Genomic DNA, 17,861 nt, shown 5'->3' with positions numbered 1-17,861 from the left:
ATGACGCAGGTTCCTGACGTGTGCACCGACTCGATGTGGCTGGTCAGCCATGCTGTCCGGCTGGAGCTCTTGCCGCTGGGGGCGACCCTGCGGCGTTTCGAGGTGCTTCGACCAGACGGTTCGTGGCGCAACATCGTGCTCGGCTCTCGCCACATCCCCGATTACTTGGGCCGGAACCTCTACCTCGGCATGACGATCGGGCGCTACGCCAACCGGATTGCCCGGGCGCGCTTCACGCTGGACGGGGTCGAGAACTGCCTGGACGCCAACGAGGGACGCACCCAACTCCACGGCGGAACCGGTGGATTCCACGCACGAACCTGGGAGATCAGCGAGCAGACCCTCAGCACGGTCGAGTTCAGCCTGGTCAGCCCCGACGGAGACCAGGGCTTCCCCGGCGAACTCCTCGTGTCGGTCCGCTATGAGCTGCTGCCGGGCGGCGCACAGGTGACCTACCGAGCGACGACGGATGAGGCCACCGTTGTCAACCTCACAAACCACGCCTACTTCAACCTGAAAGGCGAGGGCTGTGGTTCGACGGACGACCATGAGTTGGTCGTTCATGCGTCCGGGTACACCCCGGCAGGCTCCGACCTGATCCCCACAGGCGAAGTCCGCGACGTGACCGGCTCGGCTGCCGACTTTCGCGGCGGGCAACTCCTCGGGCCGTCGCGCGCAGCCGCTGTGGCAGAGGGCATCGCGCTCAACGAGGGCTGGGACCACAACTTCGTTGTCGATGGCGATGGCTTTCGCGAGCACTGCCGGCTGACCGGTCCTGATGGCACGGTCCTCCGGATCCTCAGCGACCAGCCAGCGATTCAGGTGTATTGCGGTGATCACTTCGACGGCAGCCAGATCGGCACCTCGGGCAGGCCCTACGCCCGCCGGGCCGGGATCGCGCTGGAAACGCAGCACTTCCCCGACTCGCCCAATCAGCCAGCCTTCCCCACGACAGTACTTCGACCGGATGAGGAGTATACGAGCACGACCCGGTGGCTGGTCGAGTGATGCCCAACTGCGCCAACTCAGCGACCACGGCGCCGAGACGGCGGCGATCGGACTCCGCCGCATCCGCCTCGCTAGGGAGTGAAGGATGAAGGTTGGAGTCGTCGGCGGCACGGGCAACATCTCGACGAGCGTGGTTCATCTCCTTCTCGAGCGGGGCCACGATGTCAGCTGCATCACCCGCGGGTTGCGACCGGGGCTCCCCGATGGCGCCCGTCCTCTCGTGGGCGATCGTGACGACGAGGCGTGGTTCGTGCCCGCAGTTCGCAAGCAGCGCTTCGATGCGGTCATCGACTTCGTGTGCTACACGCCGGACCAGGGGCGAGTGAGCCTGGAGGCGTTCCGCGGTGTGGGGCATGTCGTTCACACCTCCACGGTGGTGACCATCGGTGAGGAGTTCGACGAACTCCCCGTCACGGAGCACCATCCACTGCGGGCCACGATGCCATACGGCATCCGCAAGGCGGAGATCGACCAGCTCTACCTCGTCGCACACACATCCGAGAACTTCCCCGTCACGATCATCAAGCCGTCTACGACTTACGGGCGACAGCGAGTCGTCCGGCAGATCGGCGTGGACACTCGCTGGATCAGCCGGATCATCCAGGGCCGCCCGATCATCAAGGTCGGGGACGGCAACGCGATCCATCACCTGCTGCACGTGGACGACGCGGCGATCGCCTTCGTCGGAGTACTTGAGCGAAGCCATTGCATTGGCGAGACCTACCTGCTGGTCAACCCTGAACACACCGACTGGAACACCGTGCATCGGACGGCGATGAAGGTGCTGGGAAGGCATGTCGACCAGGTCGGGGTGCCAACTGATGTGCTCGTCGAACTGGACCCCGCGCGGTTCGAGATGGCGAAGGGCATTTTCGCCCACAACCTCTTCTACAGCGCACAGAAACTGCAGCAGGACGTACCAGAGTTCCGGCCCCGGATCAGTCTGGCCGAAGGGCTGGCCGACGCGTTCACATTCCTGCTGGAGCACGGGCTGGTCGAGCCCGTCCCGCGTGGTGACTGGGAGGACCGTATCATCGCGGCACAGCGGTCGGTGGTCCGATCTGCGACCGCACCCTCATAGGGCCGGGGGCAGCCGGCCGAGTGTCGAAGGGGGCGGGTAGCCGGCGCCAATCGGGTCGACATTGCCGGCGGCTCAACCATCGCGAGATGGGCAGCCGCTCGCCTCTCGCTTCGGTCCGGTCCAGTTGTCGGTCGACACGTCCAGTCCCCGCCGGTTCGGTGTGGCGCACAGCTATCTCGGGACGATTTCGGCGCAACGCGGCGGATTGGCTCCCGTCCGCGAAACGGTGATCGCAGCGCACGCAAGGGCGCGCTGGATGGCTCCTCGGATTGTCGCGGCTGACGAGCATCGTAGCTGCGCGCGCTCTTCTAGCTGTACGCCAAGCAGGTGTGCTCGAGCAGGCTCGAGATCAGTCCGGCCATGAACGAGTCACCGGCCCCGACCGTGTCGACCACGCGGGTAGGGAGCGTGGCGACTCCGGAAAGCTGTCCGTCGGCGAGGAGCAGCACGTCGTCGACGCCTTGGGTTGCGACGCAGATGGCTGGACCCAACTCGGCCCAGCGGCACATTGACTCGGTGAGTGTCGGACGGCAATTGGGGTCGTAGGGCACTGTGGAGTGGCCGCGCGCGGCGCGCAGCACCTCCCACACCGCTTCGCCGCCGGGTGCGAGCGTCGCACCGATGGATCCGGTGTACAGGTCCGCCTTGCGGGACTCGTACCGTGGCCGGATCGAGTGTTCCAGTCCAGGTCGAACTCGTAGGCGGCGACGCCGGCGGCGTCCAGAAGGGCCGCTGCGGTGGACGTCCGCGTCGCTGTGGTGCTTCCCGAGGTGAGCGCGACGTCCTCGGCGGCCATGAGGGCTGTGATCCGCCGGCCGTGTTCGTCGGTGGCGATGTGGGTAGCGAGCCGAACGGAATGTCCGAGGCGGGCCAAGCCGACCGCGACGTTCGCGGGGCTGCCGCCGACGTGTTCCTCGGCCGGGCCGGCTGGCGGGTGGACGATGTCGATGAGGGCTTCCCCGACGACGGTGACGGGGGTTTGCACGGACTTGGGTTGCGTTTCGGGGACTCGGTGCGGATGCGGCTCGACGGCTCGCGGCGTGGCATCACCGAGTTGCTGGCGGGACCGGGGGTTTGTTCGGATGTCTCCGCCGGGCCGGTCATGAGCTTTCGCCCGAGAGATCAGACAGGAGTGCCCGGAGTCCATCCTCAATGACGAGGAGTTCGTCGGTTGGCGTGGCTGGTGGAACGTGAGCACTGGTCAGGACCCAGGTGGATGCGTGGAGCTCCTTGGCGGCGGCCACCGAGCGGGGCTCCGTGGCCATTGCGGCTTCACCCGGTCCGGATCTCAACGCATCCGCGGCGGCGGCAGCCCCGGCGAGGAAGTCCGGGGTGAGCCCTTCGAACGCGGCGGCGCGTTCGAGGAGTCGGCTGAGGGCATGCGGGTCGATCGCGGCGAGCAGAGCGCGTCCGGGAGCGGATTCGGCCAACTCGAACCGCATGCCGGGCCGCGGTGTCTGAGGCAATGGCCGGGTTCCGAGTCGAACGTCTAGGCACAGCAGCGTCGAGCCTTGCGGAACCAGCAGCAGTACGGTGTGCCCCCTGAGCCCCGGCTGGCGCTCACACGCCCTGATGAACCGTCTCAGCACGGCGGTCTGGCCGACCCAGCTGGATGCGAGTCGGTCGAGTCGGCTGCCGAGGTGGAACTGGCCGGCGGCGTCCCGGGTCAGGAGCTGTTGCTCGACGAGCGTTCCGGTGACGTCGGAGGTGGTGGACTTCGCGAGGCCCACGTTGGCGGCGAGGCTGCTGATGGCTTGCCCGTCGTTGCGGGCGATCTCGGCAAGGATGGTTGCCGCCCGGGCAACGCCGGGAACCTGCGGCCGGCGACGCACGGGGGTGGCGCTCACGAGGCCCCCCACGGCTCGTAGGTGCTGACATCGTCGTGTGTGACCAGCCGGGTCGGAAGGGTCAGGGTCCGCCCTGGCATCGTCGTTCCGTTGGCCAGTCCGATCCCCACGCGGACAGCGGTGCTCGCCAGGCGCTGCGGCTCCTGCGCCGCTGTTGCTGTCAGCGGACCACCGGAGGCAATGAGCGCCGCCGCTTCGGGTGACCCGTCGACCGACACCACCATGGGTGGATGTGCGATGTGGTCGAGCATGTCGATGACGCCGAGCGCTGTGGGGTCGTTGATGGCGAAGATCCCCGTGACTCCGGGGATGGTCTCGAGGATGCGCCGCGCTGCAACGCGGCCGGCCTGGCGCGAGTTGTCGCCGGGTTCGATCGTGACGATCGACATCGCCGGGTTGTCCGCCAAAGCCTGCCGGAAGCCCTCGATCCGGTCGGTGATCGCCGTCACCGGGGAGCCGCCGACGATCGCGACCCGGCCGTGCCCTTCCAGCCTGTCCGCGAGATGACGGGCGACCAGTGCTCCGGCTTGTGCGTTGTCGGTGACGATCGTGGCATCCGCCCCGGCGGTTGCGCCGTTCACCGACACGATGGTGACCCCGCGGGCGCGAGCGCGGGCGAGGACGTCCTCAAGTCCGTGGCTGGCGACCGGATCGACGATGAGCAGCTCCACGCCGCTGTCGGCTAGTTCGACGATGTCCCGGTTCTGCTGTTCGACGTCCTGGTTCGCGGCGCGATGGTCGAAGTCGGCGCCGATCGCCAGCGCTTCCGCCCTGGCTGCCGCGATCTCGGCGTCGAAGAACGCGTTGGTGGAGTTGGGGACGCTGATCCCGATGCTGTGGACGGTGGCGCCCCGCTGGCGGCGGGCCGCAGAGAGTTCGGCGATCGCGGGTCCGAGCCGGTAGCTGCCGTCGGCGCCGCGGGTGAGGAAGCGTTCTGCCACGAGCGCCTGAGACACCGCGTACACGGTCGACTTGGGGAGCCCGACCTGGCGGGTGAGGTCGGCCAGGTTGGTGGGATGGGATGAGCTGGCCACCTCCTCCAGGATCGCGACCGCTCGCACGATGGAGGGGACGCGGCCCTGTGGGTGTTCCTCCTGCATGTTGCTCTCCATCGCGATCATTCCGCCCTTGCTCCCATGAGCATGCCCGATCCCAACCGTTTGCCGGGAGCTCATGGCGTCCCTTGACAGACATGGCATCACAACGGCATCGTTCTGTGCAACATCTCGTCAAGATGTTCGAAATACAGAACAGTCCAACGGAGGCGTGGCAATGACGCATCGCAACATCCACCGCGTGGCGGTGGGTCTCTCAGCACTACTCGCCCTTTCCCTGACCGCGTGCGCGACGCAGTCCACTCCTGCCACAGGCGGCAGCGCGGAGGGCAACCAGAAGTTCGTCACGGTGGTGAAGCTTCAGGGGATCGCATGGTTCGACCGCATGCAGGTCGGCCTCGACCAGCAGGCCAAGGCGATCGGCGCCACGTCGACAATGGTCGGCCCCGATGACGCCAGCCCCGAGAAGCAGGTCAAGATCATCCAGGACCTGATCGCCCAGAAGCCCGCGGCGATCGCAGTCGTACCCCTATCGCCCCAGGCGCTCGAAGGCGTCCTCGGGCAGGCCCGCGCCGCCGGCATCAAGGTCATCACCCACGAGGCTCCCAGCCAGACCAACACCGACCTGGACATCGAAGCGTTCGACAACGCTGCCTACGGCCAGCACCTGATGGACAAACTCGCCGAATGCATGGGCGGACAGGGCGAGTACGTGACCATGGTCGGCTCGCTCACCGCCGAGAGCCACATGAAGTGGGCACAAGCCGAGCTCGACCAGGCCAAGGCCAAGTACTCCGGTATCACCCGGGTCGCCGATCCCATCGAGACCAAGGAAGACCTCACCCAGACCTACGAGAAGACCAAGGAGATCCTGGCCAAGTACCCGAACATCAAGGGCTTCCTCGGCTCCGCAGCCTCCGACGTCGCCGGCATCGGACGCGCGATCAGCGAGGCCGGCCTGCAGGACAAGACCTGCGTGATCGGAACCTCGATCCCCTCGACATCCGGCAAGTACCTCAAGGACGGTTCGGTGGACGCCATCACCTTCTGGGACCCGAAGGTCACCGGCCAGGTTCTGGTGACCCTGCAGGACAAGCTCGCCCGCGGCGAGAAGGTCGGCGTCGGCACCAACCTCGGCATTACCGGCTACGAGAACCTCCAGGCAACCGACGGCAAGGAGAACGTCCTGCACGGCAACGCCTGGGTCGACGTCACCAACGACAACGTCGCGGACTACAACTTCTGATGGACGGCCGACCCCACCAGGACACGGCGCCCGTACCCGTCGTCCAGGTTGACTCGATCACCAAACACTACGGGGGCGTCCGAGCCCTGGACGGGGTCAGCCTCAACCTCCTTCCCGGCGAGGTGCACTGCCTCGCCGGGGAGAACGGCTCCGGCAAGAGCACGCTGATCAAGATCATGAGCGGGGTGGAACGCCCCACGTCCGGCGTGATCCGGATCGGCGGTCGCGAGCACCCGCACCTGACGCCGCGAGAGGCAGTCGGGCAGGGGATCGACGTGATCTTCCAGGACCTCGCCCTGTTCAAGACCCTGACCGTCGCGGAGAACATCGCGCTCCCCGCCGCCCTGTCCCAGGGGCACCAGACCGTCGACCGCGCCCGGATGCGCAGGGTCGCTCAAGAGGTCACCGCCACCCTGAATCTCGACCTCGATCTGGACGCCCGGGTCGAGGACCTCTCGGTCGCCGACCGGCAACTCACCGCCATCTGCCGCTCCATGGCCCGCTCAGCCCGGGTCGTCTTCATGGACGAGCCCACGACCGCCCTCACCCACCGCGAGGTGCAGTTCCTGTTCCGCGCCGTGGAGGAGATGACCCGCAAGGGCGTGTCCGTGGTCTTCGTCAGCCACAAGCTCGACGAGGTCCGGGCCGTGTGCCAGCGGATCACGGTGCTGCGGAACGGGCAGGTCGTCGCAGAAGGCGCCATGGCCGACTTCGACACCGCCCGCATCTCAGCGGCCATGACCGGACGCGACCTCGCCGAGATGGCGCCCGAGACCGCCCCGTCCTCCGACACCCCGCCCCTGCTCACCGTCGAGGGCCTCGGGCTCGCGGGCGTCTTCGAAGACGTGTCCCTTTCGGTGAAGCCCGGTGAGGTCCTCGGTATCGCGGGGCTGCTCGGCTCCGGCCAGACCGACATCGCAGAGGCGCTGTTCGGGCTGCAACCGGCCGACAAGGGACGCATCACGATGGACGGCCAGGCCGTAAGGATCGACGGCGTCGGCGATGCTTTGCGGCACGGCATCGGGTACGTGCCCGGTGACCGGCTGAGCCAGGGACTGTTCCTCGAGCAGTCGATCAGCGACAACCTGCTGGTCGGCTCGGTCGCCCAAGCCACCGGCCGGACCGGCCTGCTCGACCGGCGCAAGGTGCGCGAACTCGACGCCGAGTCGATCCGCTCACTGTCGATCAAGACGCCCTCCGCCGCCGACCCGGCGTCCAGCTTGTCCGGTGGCAACCAGCAGCGGGTCGTCATCGCCCGATGGCTGGCTCGCGGCCCCCGGCTACTCATCCTCAACAGCCCCACCGTCGGCGTCGACGTCGGCTCCAAGGCAGGCATCCTCGACATCCTCCGCGAGCGCGCGAAGGAAGGCATGGCCGTCGTGATCATCTCCGACGACCCCACCGACCTCGTGGCGATCTGCCAGCGGGTCCTGTTCGTGCGCCACGGCCGCCTCGCCGGCGAACTCGTCGCACCGAACATCACAGTCCAGTCGATCACGAAGGAGTTGGCAGCATGACCACCCCTCCTCGGCAGGCACTCACCCGCCTGCGCGGAGCCAACAACGAGGGCGTCTTGGCGGCACTGATCCTGCTGCTAGTCATCACCGTGGGGGTCGTCGCACCCAGCTTCTGGAGCGCCGCCACCGCGATCAACCTGCTGGCAAGCGCAGCCTCAACCATCGCTTTCGCACTCGGTGTACTCCTCGTCCTCATCTCCGGAGGCATCGACGTCTCGTTCATGGCCGTAGGGATCTTCGCCGCGTACGCCACGCTGCGCGCGGCAACGGGCGCCGGCTGGCTGTCCGCGAACGCGTGGCTGCCGTTCCTGATCGCCACGCTCGTCGGCGTCCTCCTCGGACTAATCAACGCCGGCGCCATCGCCGGACTCAAGATACCCACCCTCATCGCCACCCTCGGCACCCAAGGGATCATCCGCGGCATCCTCATCACCTTCGTCGGCTCCCGGGTGATCTCCGACCTGCCGGGATCGGTTGCCGACCTCTCGACCAGCTACCTGGTCGTGGTCGGCGGCAAGGTCCAGACCCCGCTCACCATCCTCGTCGTGCCACTCGCAATCCTCGCCGTCCTGATTGCGCTCCTGCTCAACCGGACAATGCTCGGCCGCTCGGTCTATGCCATCGGCTCCGACCTCGAATCAGCCCGCAGAATCGGAATTCCCGTCGCCCGAACACAGGTCGTCGTCTACGCCATCGCCGGCGGACTGGCCGCCATCGGCGGCTTGTGCCACGTGATTCTGGTTCGCGAAGCCGACCCGTTCGCCCTCGTCGGCGGCGAACTCGACGTGATCGCGGCCGTCGTCCTCGGCGGCGCGTCGATCTTCGGCGGCAAGGGCACGGTGACCGGAACGGTGCTCGGAGTGCTGCTGATCGCCCTGATCAACAACTCCCTCATCCTCCTCGGCGTGCCCGGCTCCTGGCAGCGCGCGGCGGTCGGGCTCCTCCTCATCATCGGTGTCAGCGTGCAGGGACTGCAGGCCGTCCGACATCGCCGTCCCACGATTCTGGAGGTGCCCGCATGACCCGGCAACCGCCCGCCTGGGCACGCAAGATGCCCATCCAGCCGTCGAGTTGGCGACTGATCGGCCTCGCCGCCGCGGTCTGGCTGGCCCTGTCCCTCTCCACGCCGATGTTCAACTCGGTGCTCAACTACCAGTCGATGGCCTTCCAGGTTGCCGAGGTCGGCCTGTTCGCACTCGTCATCGCCCTGTCCATGCTCACCTCCGGCATCGACTTGTCGATCGTCTCCGTCGCCAACCTCTCGGCCATCGTCACCGCCAAGGTGTTCGTCGTCATCGGCGCGACGAACGGCGGCGTCGGGGCGCTGGTCCTCGGCGTGGCCGTCGGACTTCTCGTTGGCGCCGTGTGCGGACTGGTGAACGGCCTGATCATCACCCGCCTCAACGTGAGCCCGATCCTCGCCACGCTCGGCACGATGCAGCTCTTCAACGGCATCGCGGTCGGCTGGACCAACGGCGAAGCGGTCTACGGAATGCCGCCGGCCTTCCTCGCCCTCGGCAGCGGCACCGTGTCCGGCATCCCCACCCCATTCCTCGTGTTCGCGGTAGTGGCCGGCATCGTCGCAGTGCTGATCGCCCGCTCGGGACTCGGCTTCCGGATCCGGATGATCGGCGCCAACGCGGTCGCATCCCGCTTCGCCGGCGTACCGACCCGGGCCGTGCTGGTGAAGGCCTACCTGCTCTGCGGCCTCATCGCCGCCGTCGCCGGCATGGTCGTCTCTGCGCGAACAGCCAGCGCAAACGCCGACTACGGGCAGTCGTACGTCCTGCTCGCGATCGTGATCGCCGTGCTCGGCGGCACGGACCCCAACGGTGGCCGGACCTCCATCCCCGGCGTCGCGCTGGCCGCGCTCGTCCTCCAGATGGTCGCCAGCGGCTTCAACCTGCTGGGCCTGAGCCAGTTCACCTACCAGATCGCCCAAGGCGCGATCCTCATCGCCGTCATGGGCGTGGCAACGCTGACTGGGCGCCTCGACTGGCGCAGGTTCCTCGCTCGTCCCCTTCCCACTGTCCCAGCCGGGTCAATCGAGTCATGGGACGGCCCGGACGCGCCGGGCAGCCCCACCACGCCCATTGAAGAAAGGCACACTGCATGACCACCACAGACAAGGTCCGATGGGGCGTACTCGGCGTCTCCTGGGTGAACCAGCTCACGCTGCCTGGCATGACCACAGCCGACAACGCCGAGCTGGTCGCCATCGCCTCCTTCGACGACGACCGTGCGCGCGAGGAATCGGCCCGATGGGGAGCGCAGCGCTGGTACCGCGGTTTCGACGCGCTGCTGGCCGACCCCGACGTCGAGGCCGTATACCTGCCGCTGCCCAACACCAAGCACTCCGAGTGGACCATCAGAGCACTCGAAGCTGGCAAGCACGTGCTCTGCGAGAAGCCGCTCACACCCAGCTCCGCCGAGATCGAACGGCTCATCGAGACGTCCCGGCGCACCGGCCGGCTCGTCATGGAAGCCCTGATGTACCGCTTCACACCGCGGTGGCAGCGCGCCCTGCAGCTCATCCGGGACGGGGCCGTTGGCGATCCGCGGGTCGCCCGGCTCGGGCTCGCGTTCAAGCAGCACTACGAGGGCTATAACATCCGCTTCGACCCGGACGCCGCGGGCGGGGTCGTGTGGGACATGGGCTGCTACGCCGTCGACATGGCGCGCGAACTCCTGCCCGGCGAGATCAGGACGGTCACCGCCACCAGCTGGTCCCGTCCCGGTGAACGGGTCGAGACCTCCGCCGAGGCCATCCTCGGCTTCGACGACGGCCGCAAGGGCCTGATCAACGTGTCGTTCGACTACCCCAACCCCTATGCCCAGGCCGAACTGATCGGCACCGACGGCTGGCTCACCCTGCCCGGCAGCGGCATGCGCGGCGAGCCCTACACGAGGCTGCTGTGGCACACCTACGGCGACGAGGTCTTCCTCGACGGCGTCGAACCAAACCAGGAGAGCTTCCCCCGCGCCGACGCCTACCGGCTCGAGGTCGAACACCTCTCCGACTGCATCCGCACCGGCCAGCAGGTCCGCTACCCGCTCGAACGCTCGCTCGCCAACACCCAAGTGCTGGAAGCAATCTTCGAATCCGCCGCCAGCGGGACCACCGTCGGGCTCGACTGAGCACGGCATCACTTCAAGGAGGAAACCATGCCCACGCCCAACTACAAGCAGATCGCCCTCGTCGTCAAAGACGTCTACGCGACCATGGACCAGTGGCACCGCCTGCTCGGCATCGGCCCCTGGGACGTCCGACACTTCACCCCGGAAACCGTTCGCGACTTCAAGGTGAACGGCGAGCCGGTCACCGAGCACTTCGACTTCATCTGCGCCGTCACCTGGGTCGGTGAGGTGGAGCTCGAACTGATCCAGCCCATCGCCGGCCCGAACATCTACTGGGAGCATCTGGAGAAGTACGGCGAGGGGCTGCACCACATCAAGGACGTTATGCCCGACTCCGAGATCCCGGCTGTCCTTGCCGACTTCGAGGCCAGAGGGGCCCGAGTCCTGCAGACCGGCTGGATCGACCAGGACGTCCACTACTACCTGGACACCAAGGACGCTCTCGGACTGGTGTACGAGATCGGCAACGGCGGCCCGATCGCCCCGGCGAAGGAGCGCTACCCCCTGGTCTGATCGAAAAGCGCCTGGATGCGGTCCTGGCGGCACTTGCCCCGCCCGTAGTTGCGCGCCTTCCGACCGAGGGCAACCGGTGTGGCGGGGATGCAGTACTGTGCCAAGAATGCAGCGGGGCGGCAGGACTCCAGCCTTCCCAGGGCCGACCCGCCGTTCGGGCAGGTGTGCAAGTACGCCTCCGAGTGGGGCTATGACGGGTTGGAGATCGCGTGTTGGGGTGACCACCTCGACGTCTACCGGGCCGCGGAGGACGACGCCTATGTGGCGGAGAAGAAGGCGACCCTGGGGCGGTACGGGCTGGGGGTGTGGGCGATCTCCAACCACTTGAAGGGTCAGGCCGTCTGCGATGACCCGATCGACTTCCGGCACTGCGACATGGTCTCCGACACCGTGTGGGGCGACGGCGACCCCGAAGGCGTCCGCCAGCGTGCCGCGGAGGAGTTGAAGCTGACCGCGGTCGCGGCCCGCAAGCTCGGGTCGACACCGTGGTGGGGTTCACCGGGAAGCAAGATCTGGCAGTACGTGGCGATGTTCCCGCCGGTGCCCGACAGCGTGATCGAGGCCGGCTATCAGGATGTCGCCGACCGGTTGGAACCCGATCCCTGGACGTGTTCGGCAGCGAGGGCGTCCGCTTCGCCCACGAGGTGCACCCCTCGGAGATCGCCTACGACTACTGGCTGACCGTCCTCGCCCTGGAAGCGATCAACCATCGGGAAGCGTTCGGGCTGAACTGGGACCCCTCTCACATGATGTGGCAACAGATCGACCCGGTCGGGTTCCTGGTCGACTTCGCCGACCGGGTCTACCACGTCGACTGCAAGGACACCAAGATGGCAACGGCCGCAACGGCCGGATGGGCTCCCACCTGCTTAGCAACCGTCGGGACGCGGCCACCGCGGAGAGCCCCGCATCGTCACCGCCCGGCTCCACAACCACGCTGGCATCATCGGCGCCGCCGACAGCGCCCGCACACCGGCGAGCACTTCGGTCGGTTTCTGAAGGTTCGCTTGATGCTTGAGTGGAGGATCCTCAACCGTCGACGGGCGATCCTCCGCGTCCGTTACGACGAGGGCTCAAGATCGCGGACGGCCGTGGATCCTGGGCAGGGCGAGGAGTGCCTGGGCGAGGCCCACGTCCATCACGGCCTCGTTAACCATCCCTGACCGGCACACACTAAGAACCGATTTGGCCTTCGCGACTCCTGCCACCGCGGCGATCACCCGTGGCGTTCGCCGGAGCTGGTCGGGCGACACGCTGAGGGTGTGGCGCAGGAACCGCGGGTTGACGATGTCGCCGTCTTCGGTGAACGGGATGCCGCAGATTTCGGCTTGGGCACCGCCGCCGAGGAGGAGTTCCTGGATGTGTGGGGGCAGGATTTCCAGCACCTGGGTGACCCTCGGGTTGAGGGAGCCGACTGCCACGATGGCGGCATCGAGGCGATCGAACAGGCTAAGTACCTCGGCGACTTCGGGCTGCTTGCGTAGGGCGGCCGCAGTTCGGGCGTCCTCGATGAAGAACGGGGCGAAGATCGCCTTCGCGGGAGTCCCGGTGATTTCGGCAGTCTTCCGGACGAGCTCGATGACGGGGTTGGGCAAGCCGGAGCCGATGCTTCCTGTCAGTTGAACGCTGTCGACGCGTGGCAGCTGGTCGAGGCTGTTCACCATGTCGGTGAGGGTGCGGCCCCAGGCCAGGCCCAGGAGCTCGCCGTCCTTGAGGGTGTTGCCCAGATGGTTGCCGGCGGCCCGCCCGACCGCGGCCCGCACCTCGTCCGGCTCGCCGTACGCCTCTACGACCACCGCCCGCTGAAGGTTGAGGTGCTGCCGCACTCGTTCGGACAGGTCGGCCGCTACGCCGCCGGCGTTGACGGTAATCGTCACCACGCCTTGTTCACGGGCTTCTGCGATGAGTCGCGCGACGCGGAAGCGGGACATACCGAGTTCGGCGGCGATGTCGCTCTTGGACTTGTCCTCCAGGAAGTAGGCTCTGCTGACCTCGATCATCTCGCGCCGGCGGTCCAGACCCCGCTCACCTTCGTCGCTCATGTGAGCAGCATACGCGATTTCTCCTTGCACGCATGAGGCCGTTTCGGGGCGTGCTCATCTGAGCAGGCGCGCGCACCTGGCCTGGAGGTGCCGGGGGAAATCGTGGTGAGCGGGCCACGTCTGGCTCTCTCCGAGAAGAGATGCTCAAGTGAGCGAGAACCACTGGAATGTGTTGCACAGATGTGTCGGATCGTGTGATCGTTGATGCCAGCAGTCACATCCTGAAGGAGCAGCTGTGCCAGTCCTGGTAGCGGGCGTGGACACCTCGACCCAGTCGTGCAAGGTGGTCCTGCGCGATCTCGAGACCTTCGAAGTGGTAGCGAGCGGCTCTGCGCCGCATCCCGTCGTCACCCCGCCGCTGAGCGAGCAGGAACCGCAGGTCTGGTGGAGTGCCTTCCTGACCTCCTTCGGGTCTGCCCTCGCGGCAGCGCCCGCGGGCAGCACCGTTGCCGCGATTTCCGTCGCGGGGCAGTGTCACGGGCTGGTGGCCCTTGACGCCGGTGGGCGCGTGATCCGTCCGGCGAAGCTGTGGAACGATACGACAACGTCGGCTGAGCTGGAGGCGTTGCGCGAACGGATCGGCGACGGCAGGTTCATCGCTCGCACCGGATCGCTGCCGACCGCAGCTTTCACGATCAGCAAGGTCGCGTGGCTGGCCCGACACGAGCCGAACAACTTCCGGCGCCTCCGCACGATGCTGCTGCCGCACGACTACCTCACTTATCGGCTCACCGGTCACTTCGTCACTGATCGCTCGGAGGCGTCCGGGACGGGCTACTTCGACGCCGCGGCGAATGAGTACGTGTTCGACTTCCTCCGCGAGATCGACCCGGCCGTGTCCTGGGAGGACATGGTGCCGAAGGTCCTCGGTCCCGAGGGTGTTGCAGGCACGGTCCAGCCGGAGGTTGCCGCCGAGTTGGGCATCGCGGCTGACGTTCTGGTCGGGGCCGGTGCCGGCGACCAGCACGCCTCCGCGGTCGGGCTGGGCTTGCGCGACGGCGAGCTCACGGTTGCACTCGGAACCTCCGGGGTGGTGTTCACCCCGACGCCCCTCCCGGTCCGCGACCCATCTGGCCTGATCAACGGGGTAGCCTCGGTCACTCCGGGCTTCCTCCCCCTGGCTTGCACCTTGAATGCAGCGAAGGTCACCGACACCTTTGCTCGCCTCCTGGGGGTGGACCATGCCGAGCTGACCCGCCTCGCCCTGGCGGCTGAGGGCGACGACGGCCCCACCTTGGTGGCCTACCTGGACGGTGAGCGGACTCCGGATCGTCCCGGCGCGAGCGGCCTGCTGGCACACATCAGCACCGAGGCGACGCGGGAGCAAGTGGCTCGTGCGGCCTACGAGGGCGTCGTCTTCGGGCTCGCCTACGGCGTCGAGCGTTTGACCCGGTGCGGGGTCGACACCGGCGGCAGTGTGTTCGCCGTAGGTGGGGGAGCACGGTCGGCCGCTTACACCCAGTTCCTGGCGGATGTACTGGACCGTCCGGTTCTGGCCGCCGACGCCGAGGAGGCGACCGCACGAGGCGCCGCGGTCCAGGCACTGGCAGTCGTGACCGGGCGAACCGTAGCCGAGGTGGCCGAACGCTGGCGGCCGCCGAGCCGGACCGTCGCGGAGCCCCGGGGGTTCAGCCGAACCCGCTGGGATCGCTATCTGGCCGCGTGCGCGGTGACCGAACTCGACCGGCCGGCGGGTGGGCGGTGACCGGGCGCGCGCACGGGGTGGACGTGGCACCGTGGGTCGGCGAGATGCGTACGGCAACGGTGGGCGCCAGCATCTACGCGCTGCCGGCCTCCCAGCGCATCCGCGGCGCCCATGCCGCACACGAGGCCGGATGTTGGATTCACGCGGACGTGATCCTGCGCTATCGCCGGGACGCTGGGTTCGTGAGCGTCGGCGTGACCCTGGAGCAGTTGGAGGCCGTCGCCGCCGCCCTTCCCGGCGCGGCGATCGACGTCCACCTGATCCTGCTCGGCGACGCACCGGAGATTCGGCGCGACCAGGTCATCGATGAGGTAGCTGAATGGCTTGAACGGCTTTCGCCCACTCGGGTGTCGGCTGCCGCGGCTGTTCTCGACCGCATCGGGCGTCGATTGCGTGCAGCGTGCCCGGATGTCGAGTTGTGGGGGGAGCTGTGGCCGGCCCCGGAGTGGGCAGGCGCAACCCGGTTGGACGGTGCGTTGGTCATGTTGATCGAGCCCGGAACCAAGCAGCTTGCCGACCCTGGCCGCCTCGGCGTCGTCAGCCGGGTCGCCCGCACGCTTCCGGTCGGCGTCGACGGGGGCATTTCCAAGAACACTGCGATGGACGCCGTGCGTTCGGGCGCCAGCTACCTTGTCCTGGGGCGGGCCCTGTTCGACCCCGCACCGATGGCCCCGGAGGGTGCCGAGTGAGCGTCACCGGGAGGTTGGCCGACATCCTGCGAGAACTCAGCGCCAACCGGGCCGCGATCGACGAATCCGGCCCGTCCGCCCTTGTGGACGAACTACTGGGTGCGCGGCATCGCTTCATCGCTGGTGCCGGACGCTCGGGGGTAGCCATCCGCGGCTTCGCCAACCGACTGCACCACCTGGGTCTGTCGGTCTCGGTGGTGGGCGAGATGACGAGTCCACACACTGGTCCAGGCGACCTCCTGGTACTCGGGTCGGGTTCGGGTGCGACCGAAAGCCTCGTGAGCCTCGCCCGACGGGCGTCGGCGGCCGGCACCCGGATTGGTCTGGTGACCACGAATCCTGCCTCGCCGATCGGAATGCTCGCCGATGCCGTCGTCACCCTTCCCGGAACGTCCCCGAAGGTGGACCGGCCGGGAGGCGAGCGTTCGATCCAGCCGATGGGCTCAGCCTTCGAGCAGTTGTCGTTCCTGCTCTACGACGCGATCGTCCTCGAGCTGATGGACCGGCTCGGCGAGACCTCCGAGTCGATGTTCGCACGCCACGCCGACCTCGAGTAGTCCGTCGCCCCATGCTCAGGTGAGCATTCCCTTCCATCGGACCTGCTCAAGTGACCCTAGCCGCCACTTGACGCTGCTCGCAGCACTCCGCAGGTCGCTCCCCGATCCATCCATCGGCTTCAATCCCGCCTCCGCTTGGCGATTCGAGCTGTCCCCGTCAGGGTTGTGGCGGCGCTGGCAGCCCCTCCTGGCCCGATGCCCAGGAGCCGTAACCATTTCGTTATGCTCAAATGAGCGTCTTTGGGTAAGGATGGTTGCACACTTGGCGACCCGATGTGATCGTTGATGTACCGAGCCAGCGTGGGCACGCAGGTCCGGTAACCAGAAGGGATCCCGAGGGATCAATGGGTTAGCAAGGACCTCGAAAGGGAGGCGCAGATAATGGCAAAGAGACGCCGACTGCCGGAAGAGATGGGCATCTTCGGAGTGCTCGTGCTCGTTGCCGCGGTGATGTCCATGTTGTCGCCGGAGTTCATGACTCTGGGCAACGTCCAGGTCCTGATGCTGAACGGCACCGTGGTGGCGTTCCTCGCTCTCGGCCAGACGTTCGTCCTGCTCACCGGCGGCATCGACCTCTCGGTGGGCTCCAACATCGCCCTCACCGGCATGCTGGCGGCGATCTCGATGCAGCTGGGCGCCAACTGGTGGATGGCAGCGCTGATCGCGCTGGTCGTCGGCCTGCTGGTCGGCCTGTTCAACGGCGCAGTGATCCACTACGTGAAGCTGCCACCCTTCATCGTTACGTTCTCGACGTTCGGGATCTCAGCGGCGATCCCGCAGATCCTCACGGGCGCGAAGTCGGTCACCGTCGCCGACCCGCTGTTCGCGATCTGGGGCCGCGGCTCACTGTTCGGCGTCCCGATCCCGGTGATCCTGCTGGCACTGTTCGCCGCGGTGTTCATCGTTGTCCTGAAGCAGACCCCGTCGGGTGTGCACATCTACGCCGTGGGCGGCAACGCCGACGCCAGCCGCCTGGCGGGCGTCAACATCGGCCGCAAGATCCTCACGGTCTACGCCATCTCCGGAATCTGCGCCGGCATGGGTGGCGTGATCACCACAAGCCGGCTCATGGTCGGCTACCCCACCGCCGGCTCGGGCAACGAGCAGTTCTACAGCATCGCCTCGGCCGTCGTCGGCGGGGTCAGCCTCTTCGGCGGGGTGGGCACCATCGTCGGCGCACTGCTCGGCGCGATCCTGATCGCGACCGTCTCCAACGGCATGAACGTCGTCGGAGTCGACAGCTTCTGGCAGCCCCTGGTCATCGGCGTGATCATCCTCCTGGGCGTCAGCCTCGACGCCGCCCGCCGCCGGATCACCATCGCCGAGGGCATCCGCCGCCTGTTCTCCCGCTCCGGCGAGACCCCACCGCCCACCTCCGCGGCTGAGACACCCCCACCCCCGCAATCCGCAAGCAGCTCCGGGCCCGTCCCGAGCGAATCAACCCACTAAGAGAAGGAGAAGCA

At 67.4% G+C, this 17,861-nt stretch carries 18 protein-coding genes and 1 pseudogene; 14 read left to right on the top strand and 5 right to left on the bottom strand.

Annotated elements, in window-relative coordinates; all coding sequences use genetic code 11:
* Both ACFQQJ_RS02880 and ACFQQJ_RS02875 read left to right on the top strand, forming a co-directional pair.
* A complete protein-coding gene (locus tag ACFQQJ_RS02880) occupies positions 1-1,008 on the top strand; it encodes an aldose epimerase family protein (RefSeq protein ID WP_377103865.1) in 1,008 nt (335 codons plus the stop codon).
* Positions 1,009-1,093: 85 nt separating this feature from the next.
* Positions 1,094-2,089 (top strand): NAD-dependent epimerase/dehydratase family protein, encoded by a 996-nt coding sequence (locus tag ACFQQJ_RS02875; protein WP_377103863.1) that lies wholly within the window; start codon positions 1,094-1,096, stop codon positions 2,087-2,089.
* Positions 2,090-2,397: 308 nt separating this feature from the next.
* Here the strand turns inward: ACFQQJ_RS02875 and ACFQQJ_RS02870 are convergent, their stop codons facing one another.
* The 4 genes and pseudogenes from ACFQQJ_RS02870 to ACFQQJ_RS02855 form a co-directional block, all read right to left on the bottom strand.
* Positions 2,398-2,598, bottom strand: coding sequence for a PfkB family carbohydrate kinase (locus ACFQQJ_RS02870; RefSeq protein ID WP_377103861.1), 201 nt, complete (start codon positions 2,596-2,598; stop codon positions 2,398-2,400).
* Positions 2,599-2,810: 212 nt separating this feature from the next.
* Positions 2,811-3,236 (bottom strand): annotated as a pseudogene (locus tag ACFQQJ_RS02865) (PfkB family carbohydrate kinase); the annotation flags it as partial.
* The gene (locus tag ACFQQJ_RS02860) at positions 3,190-3,936 is read right to left on the bottom strand and encodes a helix-turn-helix domain-containing protein (RefSeq protein ID WP_377103859.1); all 747 of its coding nucleotides are present in this window, start codon (positions 3,934-3,936) and stop codon (positions 3,190-3,192) included. The pseudogene ACFQQJ_RS02865 and the gene ACFQQJ_RS02860, both read right to left, overlap by 47 nt.
* On the bottom strand, positions 3,933-5,057 hold the full coding sequence (locus tag ACFQQJ_RS02855) for a substrate-binding domain-containing protein (protein ID WP_377103857.1): 1,125 nt from the start codon (positions 5,055-5,057) through the stop codon (positions 3,933-3,935). The genes ACFQQJ_RS02860 and ACFQQJ_RS02855 overlap by 4 nt, the downstream gene beginning before the upstream one ends.
* Positions 5,058-5,208: 151 nt before the next feature.
* On the opposite strand from ACFQQJ_RS02855, the gene ACFQQJ_RS02850 reads away from it, so the two are divergent.
* From ACFQQJ_RS02850 to ACFQQJ_RS02815, 8 genes are all read left to right on the top strand, one after another.
* Positions 5,209-6,237 (top strand): autoinducer 2 ABC transporter substrate-binding protein, encoded by a 1,029-nt coding sequence (locus ACFQQJ_RS02850; RefSeq protein ID WP_377103855.1) that lies wholly within the window; start codon positions 5,209-5,211, stop codon positions 6,235-6,237.
* Positions 6,237-7,754, top strand: coding sequence for a sugar ABC transporter ATP-binding protein (locus ACFQQJ_RS02845; protein ID WP_377103853.1), 1,518 nt, complete (start codon positions 6,237-6,239; stop codon positions 7,752-7,754). Before ACFQQJ_RS02850 ends, ACFQQJ_RS02845 begins: the two co-directional genes overlap by 1 nt.
* The gene (locus tag ACFQQJ_RS02840; protein WP_377103851.1) at positions 7,751-8,776 is read left to right on the top strand and encodes an ABC transporter permease; all 1,026 of its coding nucleotides are present in this window, start codon (positions 7,751-7,753) and stop codon (positions 8,774-8,776) included. Before ACFQQJ_RS02845 ends, ACFQQJ_RS02840 begins: the two co-directional genes overlap by 4 nt.
* Entirely contained in the window at positions 8,773-9,870 is a 1,098-nt protein-coding gene (locus ACFQQJ_RS02835) for an ABC transporter permease (protein WP_377103849.1), read from the top strand. Before ACFQQJ_RS02840 ends, ACFQQJ_RS02835 begins: the two co-directional genes overlap by 4 nt.
* Entirely contained in the window at positions 9,867-10,892 is a 1,026-nt protein-coding gene (locus ACFQQJ_RS02830) for a Gfo/Idh/MocA family protein (RefSeq protein ID WP_377103847.1), read from the top strand. The genes ACFQQJ_RS02835 and ACFQQJ_RS02830 overlap by 4 nt, the downstream gene beginning before the upstream one ends.
* Before the next feature lie 27 nt (positions 10,893-10,919).
* A complete protein-coding gene (locus tag ACFQQJ_RS02825; protein WP_377103845.1) occupies positions 10,920-11,405 on the top strand; it encodes a VOC family protein in 486 nt (161 codons plus the stop codon).
* A gap of 87 nt (positions 11,406-11,492) precedes the next feature.
* Complete coding sequence (locus ACFQQJ_RS02820; RefSeq protein WP_377103843.1) at positions 11,493-12,086, top strand: TIM barrel protein; 594 nt, start codon at positions 11,493-11,495, stop codon at positions 12,084-12,086.
* Complete coding sequence (locus ACFQQJ_RS02815) at positions 12,014-12,568, top strand: sugar phosphate isomerase/epimerase family protein (protein WP_377103841.1); 555 nt, start codon at positions 12,014-12,016, stop codon at positions 12,566-12,568. Before ACFQQJ_RS02820 ends, ACFQQJ_RS02815 begins: the two co-directional genes overlap by 73 nt.
* On the opposite strand, the gene ACFQQJ_RS02810 is transcribed toward ACFQQJ_RS02815, so the two are convergent.
* Positions 12,479-13,447 (bottom strand): sugar-binding transcriptional regulator, encoded by a 969-nt coding sequence (locus ACFQQJ_RS02810; RefSeq protein WP_377103839.1) that lies wholly within the window; start codon positions 13,445-13,447, stop codon positions 12,479-12,481. The genes ACFQQJ_RS02815 and ACFQQJ_RS02810 overlap by 90 nt on opposite strands.
* 256 nt (positions 13,448-13,703) lie before the next feature.
* Between ACFQQJ_RS02810 and xylB the strand changes: the two genes are divergently transcribed.
* The 4 genes from xylB to ACFQQJ_RS02790 all read left to right on the top strand — a co-directional run bounded on the left by xylB (position 13,704) and on the right by ACFQQJ_RS02790 (position 17,847).
* Positions 13,704-15,152 (top strand): xylulokinase, encoded by a 1,449-nt coding sequence (gene xylB / locus ACFQQJ_RS02805; protein ID WP_377103837.1) that lies wholly within the window; start codon positions 13,704-13,706, stop codon positions 15,150-15,152.
* Positions 15,149-15,841: a hypothetical protein gene (locus ACFQQJ_RS02800; protein ID WP_377103835.1), complete on the top strand. Its 693-nt coding sequence runs from the start codon at positions 15,149-15,151 to the stop codon at positions 15,839-15,841. Before xylB ends, ACFQQJ_RS02800 begins: the two co-directional genes overlap by 4 nt.
* Entirely contained in the window at positions 15,838-16,398 is a 561-nt protein-coding gene (gene hxlB / locus ACFQQJ_RS02795; protein ID WP_377103833.1) for a 6-phospho-3-hexuloisomerase, read from the top strand. The genes ACFQQJ_RS02800 and hxlB overlap by 4 nt, the downstream gene beginning before the upstream one ends.
* 381 nt (positions 16,399-16,779) lie before the next feature.
* A complete protein-coding gene (locus tag ACFQQJ_RS02790; protein WP_377103831.1) occupies positions 16,780-17,847 on the top strand; it encodes an ABC transporter permease in 1,068 nt (355 codons plus the stop codon).
* Positions 17,848-17,861 lie beyond the last annotated feature (14 nt).

Origin of the sequence: Propionicimonas sp. T2.31MG-18 (assembly GCF_964266745.1) — a bacterium.
GTDB lineage: Bacteria > Actinomycetota > Actinomycetes > Propionibacteriales > Propionibacteriaceae > Propionicimonas.
The sequence above is the reverse complement of the archived record's forward strand: the minus strand, read 5'-3'. Positions and strand labels throughout refer to the sequence as shown.